This is a genomic window from Aquimarina sp. MMG015 (genome assembly GCF_018100855.1).
In the GTDB taxonomy this organism is placed as follows: Bacteria; Bacteroidota; Bacteroidia; order Flavobacteriales; family Flavobacteriaceae; genus Aquimarina; species Aquimarina latercula.
In genome coordinates this window covers 16,004-30,170 of record NZ_JAGJEB010000004.1, presented here as the reverse complement: position 1 = coordinate 30,170, position 14,167 = coordinate 16,004, and the positions used below count along the sequence as shown (strand labels likewise).

17 protein-coding genes are annotated in these 14,167 nt (G+C 31.0%); 12 read left to right on the top strand and 5 right to left on the bottom strand.

Going from position 1 to position 14,167, the window contains the following annotated elements; translation table 11 throughout:
* The first annotated feature begins 319 nt into the window (after nt 1-319).
* Nucleotides 320-2,149: a Xaa-Pro dipeptidyl-peptidase gene (locus J8L88_RS08995; protein WP_211060566.1), complete on the top strand. Its 1,830-nt coding sequence runs from the start codon at nt 320-322 to the stop codon at nt 2,147-2,149.
* 6 nt (nt 2,150-2,155) lie between these two features.
* Here J8L88_RS08995 and J8L88_RS08990 read toward each other — a convergent pair whose 3' ends face one another.
* The 4 genes from J8L88_RS08990 to J8L88_RS08975 all read right to left on the bottom strand — a co-directional run bounded on the left by J8L88_RS08990 (nt 2,156) and on the right by J8L88_RS08975 (nt 4,615).
* Nucleotides 2,156-2,653, bottom strand: a complete 498-nt coding sequence (locus tag J8L88_RS08990; RefSeq protein WP_118389224.1) for a mechanosensitive ion channel domain-containing protein — start codon at nt 2,651-2,653, stop codon at nt 2,156-2,158.
* A gap of 24 nt (nt 2,654-2,677) precedes the next feature.
* Nucleotides 2,678-3,745: a magnesium/cobalt transporter CorA gene (corA, locus tag J8L88_RS08985; protein ID WP_118389226.1), complete on the bottom strand. Its 1,068-nt coding sequence runs from the start codon at nt 3,743-3,745 to the stop codon at nt 2,678-2,680.
* 185 nt (nt 3,746-3,930) lie between these two features.
* Nucleotides 3,931-4,362, bottom strand: coding sequence for a hypothetical protein (locus tag J8L88_RS08980; protein ID WP_091407515.1), 432 nt, complete (start codon nt 4,360-4,362; stop codon nt 3,931-3,933).
* A gap of 31 nt (nt 4,363-4,393) precedes the next feature.
* Complete coding sequence (locus tag J8L88_RS08975; RefSeq protein WP_211060565.1) at nt 4,394-4,615, bottom strand: hypothetical protein; 222 nt, start codon at nt 4,613-4,615, stop codon at nt 4,394-4,396.
* A 147-nt stretch (nt 4,616-4,762) separates the two neighbouring features.
* On the opposite strand from J8L88_RS08975, the gene J8L88_RS08970 reads away from it, so the two are divergent.
* From J8L88_RS08970 to J8L88_RS08935, 8 genes are all read left to right on the top strand, one after another.
* Complete coding sequence (locus tag J8L88_RS08970) at nt 4,763-5,599, top strand: universal stress protein (RefSeq protein WP_211060564.1); 837 nt, start codon at nt 4,763-4,765, stop codon at nt 5,597-5,599.
* 21 nt (nt 5,600-5,620) lie between these two features.
* Nucleotides 5,621-7,042, top strand: a complete 1,422-nt coding sequence (gene cls, locus J8L88_RS08965; protein WP_211060563.1) for a cardiolipin synthase — start codon at nt 5,621-5,623, stop codon at nt 7,040-7,042.
* An 11-nt stretch (nt 7,043-7,053) separates the two neighbouring features.
* Entirely contained in the window at nt 7,054-7,830 is a 777-nt protein-coding gene (locus tag J8L88_RS08960; protein ID WP_118389230.1) for a patatin-like phospholipase family protein, read from the top strand.
* Nucleotides 7,831-7,841: 11 nt separating this feature from the next.
* A complete protein-coding gene (locus tag J8L88_RS08955) occupies nt 7,842-8,474 on the top strand; it encodes a Crp/Fnr family transcriptional regulator (protein ID WP_027395852.1) in 633 nt (210 codons plus the stop codon).
* Nucleotides 8,475-8,537: 63 nt separating this feature from the next.
* Nucleotides 8,538-9,335 (top strand): sulfite exporter TauE/SafE family protein, encoded by a 798-nt coding sequence (locus J8L88_RS08950; protein WP_211060562.1) that lies wholly within the window; start codon nt 8,538-8,540, stop codon nt 9,333-9,335.
* Nucleotides 9,336-9,421: 86 nt separating this feature from the next.
* Nucleotides 9,422-10,834, top strand: a complete 1,413-nt coding sequence (locus J8L88_RS08945) for a rhodanese-like domain-containing protein (RefSeq protein ID WP_118389234.1) — start codon at nt 9,422-9,424, stop codon at nt 10,832-10,834.
* Between the two features lie 3 nt (nt 10,835-10,837).
* Nucleotides 10,838-11,278 carry a rhodanese-like domain-containing protein gene (locus J8L88_RS08940; RefSeq protein ID WP_118389236.1) on the top strand — a complete coding sequence of 147 codons (441 nt, stop codon included), beginning with the start codon at nt 10,838-10,840 and terminating at the stop codon, nt 11,276-11,278.
* Between the two features lie 93 nt (nt 11,279-11,371).
* Nucleotides 11,372-11,971 (top strand): Crp/Fnr family transcriptional regulator, encoded by a 600-nt coding sequence (locus J8L88_RS08935; RefSeq protein WP_233557624.1) that lies wholly within the window; start codon nt 11,372-11,374, stop codon nt 11,969-11,971.
* On the opposite strand, the gene J8L88_RS08930 is transcribed toward J8L88_RS08935, so the two are convergent.
* On the bottom strand, nt 11,968-12,570 hold the full coding sequence (locus J8L88_RS08930; RefSeq protein WP_233557625.1) for a bifunctional 2-polyprenyl-6-hydroxyphenol methylase/3-demethylubiquinol 3-O-methyltransferase UbiG: 603 nt from the start codon (nt 12,568-12,570) through the stop codon (nt 11,968-11,970). The two genes, J8L88_RS08935 and J8L88_RS08930, sit on opposite strands and share 4 nt — an antisense overlap.
* A 200-nt stretch (nt 12,571-12,770) precedes the next feature.
* On the opposite strand from J8L88_RS08930, the gene J8L88_RS08925 reads away from it, so the two are divergent.
* The 3 genes from J8L88_RS08925 (at nt 12,771) to J8L88_RS08915 (ending at nt 14,165) form a co-directional block, all read left to right on the top strand.
* On the top strand, nt 12,771-12,977 hold the full coding sequence (locus J8L88_RS08925; protein ID WP_027395847.1) for a DUF2892 domain-containing protein: 207 nt from the start codon (nt 12,771-12,773) through the stop codon (nt 12,975-12,977).
* 81 nt (nt 12,978-13,058) lie between these two features.
* Nucleotides 13,059-13,544 carry an isoprenylcysteine carboxylmethyltransferase family protein gene (locus J8L88_RS08920; protein ID WP_211060561.1) on the top strand — a complete coding sequence of 162 codons (486 nt, stop codon included), beginning with the start codon at nt 13,059-13,061 and terminating at the stop codon, nt 13,542-13,544.
* 63 nt (nt 13,545-13,607) lie between these two features.
* Entirely contained in the window at nt 13,608-14,165 is a 558-nt protein-coding gene (locus J8L88_RS08915) for a YeeE/YedE family protein (RefSeq protein ID WP_118389244.1), read from the top strand.
* Nucleotides 14,166-14,167 lie beyond the last annotated feature (2 nt).

Here is a 14,167-nt window from a genome sequence, read left to right as displayed (position 1 = left end):
ATTTGTAATATATAAAGTATCAAAATTTTAGTTTGGAGTCTTCATAGAATACTCTAAACAGGTATATTAATTTATAAAGCAATATTTCTAGAGGTGTATTTATACTATCAGATTAAATATAAATATAAAAGAGTATATTAAATGTTTTATAGATTAAGTTTCTTTTAAAGTTTACACTGTTCTCTTAAAATAATGTAAAGTTTTTTGTTTTCTCTTTCGGAAATAAAAAAAATCATATTTGTATTCTATATTTGTTTGACACAGTGAATAGACTATCGTTTTTTGACTACGGGATGATATTTCATAAATTATTATAACAATGACTCACAAAATCACCATACACTTTTTAGTATTATTTATATTCTCAATTACTTCAATAAACGCACAAGAAAAAGCAGTTCCTTTGTTTAAGGATGGCGAAGCGCAAATAGTAGAAGCTTTTAATACACCTGCTAAATGGATTCGTCACGATCTATGGGTGCCTACAGAATTTGATACAGATGGTGATGGAATATTGGATAGAATGCACGTATCTGTGACACGTCCGTATCAAACAGAAACAGAAGGATTGAAGCTACCTGTTATTTATGTTTCTAGTCCATATTTTGCGGGTGTTGCTGCCGACATAGATGGATTGTTTTGGGATGTACATCATGAATTAGGGGAACAACCAAAACCAAGAACACATACAGAAGTAGTGCGTAGAGGTAAAAGACCAATTATTTCTAATTCGCATATAAAAAAATGGATTCCAAGAGGATATATTGTAGTTCATTCATCTTCTCCGGGTACTGGATTATCGCAAGGAGCTCCAACCGTGGGTGGTGATAACGAATCGTTAGCTCCGAAAGCAGTGATTGATTGGTTATGTGGTCGCATTGATGGATACACTGAAAAAAAAGGTACGGAGAAAGTTAAAGCATATTGGTCTACAGGAAAAGTTGGGATGACGGGAACTTCTTACAACGGAACTATTCCGTTAGCAGCTGCAACTACTGGAGTCAAAGGTTTAGAAGCTATTATTCCAATTGCACCAAATACCTCGTATTATCATTATTATAGATCTAATGGTTTGGTACGTTCTCCAGGTGGATATTTAGGAGAGGATATAGATGTACTATATGATTTTATTCATAGTGGAGATGAGTCCAAACGTCCATACAATAATAAAACAGTACGAGATACTGAGATGAAAAATGGAATGGATAGAATTACAGGCGATTATAACGATTTCTGGGCAGGTAGAGATTATCTAAATGATATGAAGCCTATGAAAGCCGCATTATTGATGTCTCATGGATTTAATGATTGGAATGTAATGCCAGAACATAGTTACAGGATATATAGGAAAGCTAAAGAAATGGGTATTCCATCTCAGATTTATTATCATCAAAATGGTCATGGAGGTCCTCCTCCAATTAGAATAATGAATAGATGGTTTACAAGATACTTGCACGGAATAGAAAATGGAGTAGAAAAAGATGCTCGTGCTTGGATTGTTAGAGAAAACGATTCTCGAGAGCATCCGGTTGCCTATAAAGAATATCCTAATCCGGATGCATCAGATGTGGCTCTTTTTCCCAATATTGGAGGATTAGAAGTTGGGTTGTTAAGTATTAAAAAACCAATTAAACTAGGTGTAGAAAAATTGATCGATGACTATACTTTTTCAGGTGATTCGTTAGCGATATTAAAAGAATCTAACCATCGTTTGCTATATTCAACTCCGGTACTAACAGAAGATATTCACATATCAGGAATTGCCAAAGTAACTGTAAAACTTGCTAGTAGCAAACCTGCAGCTAATTTCTCGGTTTGGTTAGTCTCTTTACCTTGGGAAAAGAATGCGAAAAAAATCACGGATAATATAATTACTCGTGGTTGGGCTGATCCACAAAATCATAAATCGTTAACAGAAAGCAAACCGCTAAAACCAGGTTCATTCTATGAACTGTCTTTTGATTTACAACCAGATGATCAGGTAATTAAAAAAGGACAACAAATTGGATTAATGATTTTTTCTAGTGATAGTAAGTTTACACTATTACCAAAACCTGGGACTGAACTTACTATTGATCTAGATGAAACATCTATTACGGTTCCTATAGTAGGTGGTATAGATGCATTTAAAAAAGCAATAAAAGAATAACAGATACTATTTTTTCTCAAGTATTTCAATCCCTTTTTGCATTACTAATGAATTAGGGATTGTTATATTTCTTCCATCATCTGTTTTCATAAATAAATAGAAACCAGTAATATCAATAATCTCACCTGTCCAATCAAAATCTTTATCAAGGATACGGATGCGATCTCCTATTCTAACAGGGTGATTGAAAAATAAGATAACACTTGCAGTCAAACTGGATAGTAGTGACCATTGAGCAAAGAATCCTACTCCTAAAACGGCCATTACAGATGAAATAAAAACAGCAAATTGTTTGCGATCTACTCCCCAAATAATTGCAAGTATCGATATGGCAATCACGTAAATTAGAAGATGACTTAGTTTAAAGATGATTTTTCTACGATTCGCTTCGATGGATCTAATAAAACCAAATCGTTGTATCGCTTTTTTACTTAATAATAATAATATGATCATTATGATCACCAGTACGATAGTAAGAAAAATTTCTGTTTGATACTTTAACATGAATGTTGATTTTTGGATATTGTTTTAAAGCCATTTTTTTCTTTTAAAAAAATATATAAGAGCTACAAAAATAAATATCATTACTCCCCAAAGCACAAAATAACCATATTTAAACTTAAGTTCAGGAATATGTTCGAAGTTCATACCATATATCCCAGCAATAAAAGTAAGGGGAATAAATATGGTAGCAATAATCGTTAGTACTTTCATTACTTCATTCATCTTATTGCTAATAGTTGTCATATACATATCCATTAACCCCCAAATCATATCCCTATAAATTTCAATATTTTCGGATACCTGAATGATATGATCATATAGATCTCTAAGGTATAATCGTATTTTTTTTGTAATTAATTTATGTTCACTTTTTTCGATTCTATTAACTACCTCTCTAAGTGGGAGTACTGCTCTTCTAATTTTAAGAACTTCTTTTTTAAGCGTTTGTATTTGGTAGGTAATATTATCATTTTGTTTATTTTCAAAAAGATCATCTTCTAATTCTTCTATTTTATCACCGATCACTTCGATTAGGTTAAAATAATTATCCACTATAGCATCCATCAAAATATAAAGAAGGTAGTCCGATCCCATAGTTCGAATTCTACCTTTGTTATTTCGAATACGATTTCTAATGGAATCAAAAACATCTCCATCTGATTCTTGAAATGAAATGACAAATCCATTTCCCAAAACGAAACTAATATGTTCTATAGAAAGCTCTCCTTTTTCATTAAAATAAATCATTTTTAGAACTACAAAAAGGTAATTGTCATACTCGTCAATCTTAGGCCTTTGTTGGGTGTTAACGATATCCTCAAGTATTAAAGGATGTAAATTGCAGTGCCTGCCTAATTTTTCAATTGTCTCTATATGGTTAAGACCATTAACGTTTATCCAAGTTGTAGGTTCTGAATCAATAAAAGAATATGCTTCTTCAATATTTTTTAATTCTTTTTCTTCATAAGATTCTTTATTATAGTTGAATACGTCTATAAATAAATCACTGGTGCTTTTTTTACCAACGTATACGACAGATCCAGGAACTAGTCCTGGTGTATGTCCATAAAATGTTTGTTTGGCGTTCCCCATATGCTAATTCTTAAATTAAATAATAAAAGGTATTATAATTTTTTATCCCTTACAAGGAATTGGAATAACGAATATAAACTGTTTTTTTAGGATATGATTTAACGGTATCTATTATTGTTAAAGCATATCGGAGACTTTTATATAATAAGGTTTGAAGTGAATTGGAGTTTTATAGTTCTTTTATTTTAAATAGAATCAACATGTGGAAACCGTTGATCATATTCAACTTTTAATCGCATTAATTTTTTGAAGAAAGAAGCGTTTTCTTGATGTGTACGATTATTTCTAAAATGAACAAATTTTCCTTGTGCATGAATACTTATTCCATTCGTATTATAAAGGTAAAACTGATAATAAGGTATTGCCCAAGTGAAATTTTGCAATCCTTTATTGATAGCTATTAGAATACCATTTGGTCGTAATTCTATACTACCATAATTAACATCAGATATACTATTAATAACCTTTTTTAGATTAGGACTAACATCTTCAATAATCATGCGTTTCGATCCAATGCCCTTAAGTTTAATTGCATTTAATATAGAAAATGGTTTTCCTACCAAATCATTAATGAGAGCTTTGTTTTTTTTATTTCTATATGTGGTTTCTAAAAGCATACTTAATTAATTTTCTGTGCATTAAAAACAATCATATTGTAGGCACGCCTTTAAGACGTTTTTCTATTTTTCTTTTCTTCGCAGTAACAAGCTTCCTAATACCCATAATATTAGACTCTTGTGTCTTTTTATAGATTTCATTAATAGCCAGAATTAGAGATTTAGCCTCTCTGGATGCCGCTACCCGATTACTAGTAGTCATATTACTTATCTTTCTGCTCCCAAACTCTAAAGCTTTTTTAATAAGTTTCAAATCTTCTTTTTTGTAAAGATATGAAATGTTTAACATTTATTAAAAATGTTTAAACAAAATTAACGGATTGATTATTTTTTATGCTGATAAATATCATAGTTCTTAATAGGTATCTAGGCTATTTTTATCATATAAAATCTTTTTAAAATGAAAAATATCCTGCTTCCTACCGACTTTTCAGAAAATTCAAGAAATGCTATTAATTATGCAATGCGTTTTTTTGAAAATGAGCTTTGTACTTTTTATATCTTAAACGTTCAAAAAGCTTCTCTTTATATGACTGATGATCTTATGGCTGCACCTATGAATACCTCGGTTCATCAATCTGTGATTAATACATCTAAAGAAAAACTTAATGAGTTAACAAAATACCTCCAAAAGGAAACTACAAATCAGAAGTATTCTTTTAAAGGAATTACGGATTATGATGTTTTTACTGATGCGATTAAACAGGCAGTAAAATCTAAAAAAATTGATTTGATTATTATGGGATCAAATGGAGCCACTGGGGCCAGAGAAGTGGTTTTTGGAAGTAACACACTGAATGTAATTCGTAAGGTAGATTGCCCTGTTCTTGTGATTCCTCAAGGATATGTTTTTGAAAATTTAAAAACTGTGTTATATACACTTGATGATAACGATCATTTTAATACGGAAGGTATGGACCCTCTAGTAGATACGGTGGTAAAGTATAAGTCCTCCTTAAGAATTCTAAAAATAAAAGAAGATGATACTGTAACTATTGCAGAATTTGATGATAAGAAACAATTAAAAGATTTTTTTAAGAATATTAATCATACCTTTCATTCAATTACCAATGTTCCTAGTGCATTAGCAATTGATAGTTTTGTCCAAATAATGAATATCGATATGAATGCTATGTTTATTCAAAAGGAAACATTTATTGAACGATTTTTCTATGGCTCTGAGGCTTCGAAAATCAGTTATAGAACTAGAGTTCCTTTACTTATTATGAAGAATTGATGTTTTAATAAAGAAATATAAATGGTATATTTTACTTTTCTTATCATATATTTTTTAGCGGGCTTAGTTATTGTTATTAGACTGATACTTTATGGTATGCGTCCTACCAAAACGTTAGCTTGGATACTTGTTATTTTTACAATCCCTGTGGGTGGGATGTTGTTTTATTTGTTACTTGGCAGAAATCGAAGGAAAAACAAGTTATTTCAATTAAAAAGAACGGGTGAGATTAATACATATTTAGAAAAAGCTGAAAGTTATTATCAACCGGTACAGCAAAATGAATATCAGGAACATCAAAAATTAATAGAACTTATTACGAAGAATTGTGGTTTCTCACCAAGTGCTGGAAATGAATTGAAACTTCTTAAAAACGGTAATGCCACTTTTCGAGCAATATTCGAAAGCTTAAAAAAAGCAGAGCATTTTATCCATTTGCAATATTATATTTTCGAGAATGGAATATTGGCTGACGGGCTTTTTGAGCTTTTTGAAAAGAAAGTAAAAGAAGGTGTTCAGGTACGCATTTTATATGATGGTATCGGAAGTTTATCATTAAGTAAAAAATATATCAAAAAGCTTGAAGATATAGGTGTAGAAATATATGGGTTTTTGCCAATCAAATTCGGTAAATTTCTTTCATCATTAAATTACCGTAATCATCGAAAAATTATTGTAATTGATAATAAAATAGCGTTTACAGGTGGTATTAATGTTTCGGATAAATATGTTACAGGAGATTCTGATTTAGGAATGTGGAACGATATGCATTTGCAATTAGAAGGACCAATAATACATAGTTTACAGGCTATTTTTGTGATGGATTGGTACCTAGTAAGTAATAATGAAAATATTTTAAATACATCTTATTTTACAAGTTATAAAGAAATAGGAACTATGACAGCTCAGACGGTACATAGTGGTCCAGATGAGGATTTTTCGTCTACTCAGCAAATGTATTTTTCTTTAATAAACGAAGCCAAAAGCTATGTATATATAGCCAATCCATATATCATTCCTGGAGAGGCTATTTTGGAAGCCCTAAAAGTAGCTGCGCTGAGTGGAGTAGAAGTTAGGTTACTGCTTTCGGAAGTTTCTGATAACATAATTGTTAGATGGTGTGTGCGATCTTATTTTGAAGGGTTGATGGAAGCTGGTGTTAAAATATACTTATTTTCTAATGGTTTTTTACATAGTAAAACAATTGTTGCTGATGATACCGTTTCTTCGGTAGGTACTACTAATCTAGATATTAGAAGTTTTGAACAAAATTACGAGGTAAATGTGGTGATATATGATGATAGTTTTGCTATGGAATTGAAAAATGATTTTTTAAGTGATTGTAAACAAAGTGTTCAGCTGAACTATAGTACTTTTGTAGATAGACCTTGGGTAGAAAAACTAAAAGAAGGAGCAGCTAAAATTTTTAGCCCAGTTCTTTAAAATATAAAAAGATGGAAACTTTAAAAAATGTTGGTCTTGTCCTTTCTGGCGGAGGGTTTAAAGGTGTAGCACATATAGGAGCAATAAAAGCAATAGAAGAAGCTGGTTTGTTTCCGAATTATGTCTCTGGGACCAGTGCAGGAGCAATTGTAGGTTCGTTATATGCTGCTGGACATTCTATAGAAAAGATTAAGAGTTTTTTTAGTAAAACACCGCTGTTTAAATTAAATAGGTTTACCAGAAAAAAGGCAGGGTTTTTAGATTCAGAAAAATTTTACGATGATTTAATCAATTATTTTAATGAAAACTCTTTCGAAAGTCTGGAGAAAAAACTTTTTGTTACTGCTACGAACCTTTTGACAGGAACAGTAACGGTTTTTAATAAGGGAGAATTAATTAAACCTATATTGGCCTCAGCTGCTTTTCCGGGTGTGTTTTCTCCGATACAGATTGAAGATCAATTATATTCTGATGGAGGAATTTTGGATAATTTTCCGATCACGCCGATAAAAAAACAATGTGATATGATCATAGGAATTGATGTTACTCCTATCCGAAAACCTAAACTCACAGATTTTAAGCATGCATATAATGTTATGCAACGAGCATATTATTTAAGAGCTATGCCCAATTCTGAAACAAAATTTGATGAATGTGATTTGGTGATTCAACCAAAGAAACTTACCAATCATGGGCTCTTTAGTAGTGGAAATTTAGATCAAATTTTTGAGTTGGGTTATCAGGAAGCCAAACAACAATTAGAACAATATTTTGAAAACCAAAAATAGAATAAATCAGAATGATTGAAGAACTGAATAATAATTATGGTCATTTTTTTGAGAAAGAGCTTTTAGAAGAAATTAGTAAGGTTTCTATAACTAAAGAAGTACTCGAGGGTGATATACTTATTAAGCCGGGTAGTTACATTAAGTCAATGCCTTTGATTATTAATGGAGCAATCAAAATATTAAGAGAAGATCAGGAAGGCGATGAGTTGTTACTTTATTTTTTAGAAAAAGGGGATACTTGCGCAATGACCCTTTCATGTTGTATGGGGCATCATAAAAGCGAAATAAAAGCAATCGCGGAGATGGACTCTACACTTATCATGATTCCAATAAAAAAAATGGAAGAGTGGACCACAAAATATAGTTCATGGAGAAGTTTTGTCTTCGAAAGTTATCATAAAAGATTGATGGAAGCAATTGAGGCTATAGATAACATTGCTTTTCTTAATATGGACGAACGATTACTAAAATATCTTAAAGATAAAATCAAAGTAAATAGCGATACTATTGTACATAATACGCACCAGGAAATTGCCTATGATTTGCATACCTCTAGAGTGGTAATTTCTAGACTGTTAAAAAAACTAGAGGTGGATGGTAGAATAGAATTAAATAGAAATAGTATAAAAGTCATAAGTCTATAATAGTGTGTAACTAATGTTACTGTGACTAACATAAGCTAAAATTATTTTTGTCAAAAAAAATTGATGGAAATAGTAGAAGTTCTTGGATATTTTGGCGCATTGATAATTGGAGTAGTGCTAGGTTTAATAGGAGGAGGAGGTTCCATACTAACAGTACCGATTTTTGTTTATTTAATGCATATTAATCCTGTGACTGCTACTGCTTATTCATTATTTGTTGTAGGGTCTTCGGCATTAATTGGAGCTATTAAGAACCTGAGAAAAGGCATTGTTAGTTTACGTACTGCAGTGGTATTTTCAATTCCGGCTTTTATAGCAGTGTATGGTACAAGAAAGTTTTTGGTTCCTGCGATACCGGACAATCTTTTTTCTGTAGCAGAGTTTGTGATTACTAAAAATATAGGAATCATGGTGTTTTTTGCAATGATTATGTTATTGGCTTCGGTTTCTATGATAAAAAACGGAAAAGATACATTGCAGAAAAAGGAAGAAGTTTTATATAATTATCCTTTAATTATAATAGAAGGTTTCATAGTGGGTGTATTAACCGGAATTGTTGGAGCAGGAGGAGGGTTTTTAATAATACCAGCATTGGTCTTATTCGCAAAATTACCAATGAAAAAAGCAGTGGCTACATCACTATTAATTATTGCAATCAAATCGTTGATTGGGTTTGTGGGCGATGTAGAAAATCTAGATATAGATTGGATTTTCCTAATTTCCTTTACTGGAATTTCTATCCTAGGTATTTTTCTTGGGATATATTTATCCAATTTTATTGAAGGAAAAAAATTAGAAAAAGGCTTTGGATGGTTCGTTTTAATAATGGGAATTTATATACTGATAAAAGAATTGACTTAACAAAAATTTAGATTGTTTTATCTGTAACAATTGTTACTGTAAAATGACAATCTGAGTAGTATTTTTAAAAATAAAAAATAGAACAAATGAAGATAGAACAAATATATACTGGGTGTCTAGCACAAGGAGCATATTATATTGAAAGTGAAGGTGAAGTTGCAATTATAGATCCGTTAAGAGAAGTAAAACCTTATATAGAAAGAGCTAGAAATGACAAAGCAAAAATTAAATATGTTTTTGAGACACATTTTCATGCGGATTTTGTGAGTGGACATGTAACACTCGCTAAAGAAACAGGTGCGAAGATCATTTATGGACCAAATGCCAATCCTTCTTTTGAAGCTATTATTGCTAGTGATGAACAAGAGTTTAAATTAGGAAATATAACTATTGTAGCCTTACATACTCCAGGCCACACTATGGAAAGTACTACATATTTATTGCGTGATAAAAATGGTAAGGATCATGCCATTTTTAGTGGAGATACTTTATTCCTTGGGGATGTTGGACGTCCAGATTTAGCTCAGAAAGCTGCTCACCTTACGCAGGAAGAATTGGCAGAAACGTTATTTGATAGTTTGCGAAATAAGATTATGCCATTAAATGATGATATAATTGTATATCCAGCACATGGAGCAGGTTCTGCTTGTGGTAAAAATATGATGAAAGAAACGGTTGATACTTTGGGTAATCAGAAGAAAGTGAATTACGCATTGAGAGCAGATATGACTAAAGAAGAATTTGTAAACGAAGTCACTGATGGATTGTTACCTCCACCAAAGTATTTCCCTTTAAATGTTAAACTTAACAAAGAAGGATACGAAGATATAGATGAGGTATTAGAAAGAGGAATAAGACCATTGTCTCCAGAAGATTTCGAGATGTTGGCTAATGAAACCGGTGCGATTGTATTAGATGTTAGACATCAAAACGAATATGTAAAAGCTCATATTCCAAGATCTATATTTATTGGAATAGATGGTAGTTTTGCTCCTTGGGTAGGTACTTTGATAGCAGATGTGCAACAACCAATTTTATTAGTAACACCAATAGGTAGAGAAGAAGAAACGATTACTCGATTATCTCGAGTAGGTTTTGATGGTACTTTAGGATATTTAGAAGGAGGAATTGAAGCTTGGAAAGAAGCTAAAAAAGAAGTTGATACAATATCATCAATATCAGCGATGCAGCTTAAAAACATTATTGAAAGAGAAGAAGTACATGTTTTTGATGTAAGAAAAGAGAGTGAATTTGCTGCCGAACACTTAGAGAATGCAAAAAATTCGCCATTAGATTTTATCAATGATTATATGCATTATTTTGTAGAGGATAAAATGGCTTATATACATTGTGCAGGAGGATATCGATCTGTTATTGCTGCTTCGATCTTGAAGAGTAGAGGTATTCATAATCTTATAGATGTTGCTGGTGGTTTTGCTGCTATTAAGGAAACTGGTTTAGAAACGACAGATTACGTATGTCCAACTACCTTAAAATAATTCATGAAAGATGTAGTAAGATTTGAAATAATATCGTTAAAATATTATGTAACTTTTTTATTAATTTTAGGAAACATCTTTTTTGGTTTTTCTCAGGATTATTTTAGAAATTCTTCTACTAAAGAAATCAATTCAATAAAGATTGTTGATGTCAATTCAATTAAAGAAAAAGTAATTGGTAAGAATGTGCAATTTGTTGACATACGTACTGTAGAGGAGTATACTAATGGTTATATAGATGACGCAATAAATATAAGTATTGCGAATAGAGAAAAATTTGTTTCAGAATTTCAAAAACTAAATAAAAAAAAACCAGTATATATTTATTGCTATTCTGGTTGGAGAAGTCATCGCGCTGCTAAATTATTAGTTAAACTAGGTTTTAATGAAGTATATGATTTTAAAGGTGGTTATAAAGCTTGGAGTTCGTATTCAGAAAAATGATATAATATAGAATCAATTATTGATTAAATTAGTAAAAAATAAACACCGTTGATTTCTGAAGCTTTAGATACTTACTTTCCAAAATTGACTACAATGCCAGATTTAAAGAAAGAGCTTGTAGCAATTAGTAGTATTCATAAATTTGAGGCTGGCACGGTTATTCTTAGACAAGGCTCATATGTTAAAGTCATCCCACTATTAATATCGGGTTTAGCAAAAGTATTTAAAGAAGAGCCGATTAATGGAAACGAGGTTTTATTGTATTATATACAGCCAGGAGAAAGTTGTGTAATGTCAGTTACTACTTTAATTCGTAATCAAGAAAGTCAGGTAAAAGCGGTGATTGAAGAAGATTCTGAAGTGGTGGTCATACCAGCAGATAAAGCACTAGTAATTGCAAAGAAATATCCGAAATGGAATGAGTTTATTTATGACCTCTTTAACCTTAAGTTCGAAGAATTATTAGATGTTATAGAAATATTGACATTTTCTAATAAGGATAAGCGATTATTAGAGTATTTAAAAAAAGAAGCCAAGTTAAAAGGGCGAAATGTTCTTAATACGACGCATCAACATATTGCGCATGATCTAGGGTCTTCTAGAGAAGTAATATCTAGATTACTTAAAAAATTAGAGCAAGAAGGTCATATATTTTTAAAACAAGGTGAGATAGAACTGATTGATGTAACTTAAATCTTCTGAAGTACTACCGTAGACATAGATCTTAGATCGTGTACGTTAGTGGATTTTAAGGGCTCTAAAAATGATAGCCCATGATTATGCATAATAGAAGAGAGTAACTCTTGTGTTAGCAAGAATCGATCTGATTCATCTCCTAATCTATATACACCCTTATGTATATGGGATATCTTATCTTTTACTCCAATATCAGAAGTCATTCTTATAAATAAAGTTCCCGATGGTTTTAATACACGTATAAGTTCTGAAAACATGGAATTGAAGTGGTCTGTACTAGAAGCAAAGTGTAGTACTGCGCTGCAAATAATATGATCAAAAAAATTATTCTGATATTTCAGTGTATCTAAAGAGGATACATCAAATTTAGTACTCCAATCAGGATATATACTTTTCACATATTCGATCTGTTCTACATCCCGATCTAATCCATAGATGTTAAACTTATTTTCATAAAACCAATGTATATTTCTACCATTTCCGCATCCTGCATCTAAGATCTTATCATTTTGGGAATATCTATCTTTTAGTATTTGATCTAATAAGTAGATGTCAATATTACCTAGTCCTGATCTTAAATTTTGAATGGTCATCATAAAATTTGTGTAGTTGTAACATTTGTCACAGTTTTTATTCTTCCTCTAAGATAAATTTGTTCCTCAATAACCCAAAATATTGAAGATGAAAATGCGTAAGGAGATTAAATTTTTAATAGTCTGTTTATTATGTATAAGCATTACTACCATAATAATTCTTCTTATTCAATTTTTTAAAACCTAATTTTATATTATATACTATGAAAAAGAACATGGGAAATACAGATCGTATTTTGAGATTGATTGTTGCTATTACAATTGCGCTACTTTATTATTTTAACATTATTCAAGGTGCCGTTGCATATGTTTTATTGGGATTAGCAGGAATATTTGCTGTAACTGGTTTTGTTAGTTTTTGCCCTCTATACTCACTGGTAGGTTTAAATACCTGTAAAGTAAAGAACTAAACTTAATTAATGATGTTGCTTATTAACCTGTCATTTAAATGATGACAGGTTTTTTTAGATATGAATCTATTTTTTTAAATTATGAAATTAGAAAACAATGATTTTATTTTCGTTTTAGTACAATTCGTACTGTTTTTTGTGTACGTAATTGATGTAAAAATAGTAAGTATTGGTTGGTTACCATTTATAAATCGAATAGGTTTATTTACGTTTGTTTTGGGTGTTTTGATTGTGTTAGTTGCTTTATTACAGTTAAATAAAAACCTATCACCTTTTCCAACGCCAAAATTAAATTCAAAATTAGTTAAAACAGGTCTTTATAAATTTATAAGGCATCCTCTATATGCAGGAATATTATATGTTGTATTTGGATATGGACTTTATATAGGTTCTATTTTTAAATTAATTGTAGCAACTACTATTTATATACTTTTTTATTTCAAGACTAAATACGAAGAAGAAAAATTACTTGAATTTTTCGATGAGTATAAAGCATACAAAGTGGCTACAGGTCGTTTCTTTCCAAAAAAAATTTTGATTAATTGTTTCAAAAATATTCTTGTGTAACTTAGGTTACTGATTCTAGCTAAAAAATGTAAGTTATTGCACTAAAATATAATTTGTAAAAGAATGAATTGGTTATATGAACCGTGGCCTTGGTATGTGTCAGGACCATTGATAACATTGGTAATGTTTTTGTTGCTTATGATGGGTAAAAAGTTTGGTGTGTCCTCCAATCTAAGAACAATGTGTACTATTTGCGGTGCTGGTAAAACTGCTGATTTTTTTAGATTTGATTGGAAATCCCAGCGATGGAATCTTGTAGTAGTTTTTGGGATAATTATAGGTGGTTTTATTGCAGAAAATTACTTGTCTTTTGATACTAAAGTAAATCTGAATGCTAATGTGGTAAAAGATCTTCAAGCAAAAGGTTTTGCGGATGCTGGAGAAAGTTACATACCAAGTAGGTTATTTTCTGATCAAATTATGATGACTCCAAAAACAATAATTATTCTTGTGATTGGTGGAATATTAGTTGGTTTTGGTGCTCGCTATGCAGGAGGTTGTACATCTGGTCATGCGATTTCGGGTTTAAGTAATTTACAAATACCATCACTTATTGCTGTTGTTGGTTTCTTTATTGGTGGTTTGGTGATGATCCATTTAATTTTTCCTTTATTATTTTAAGC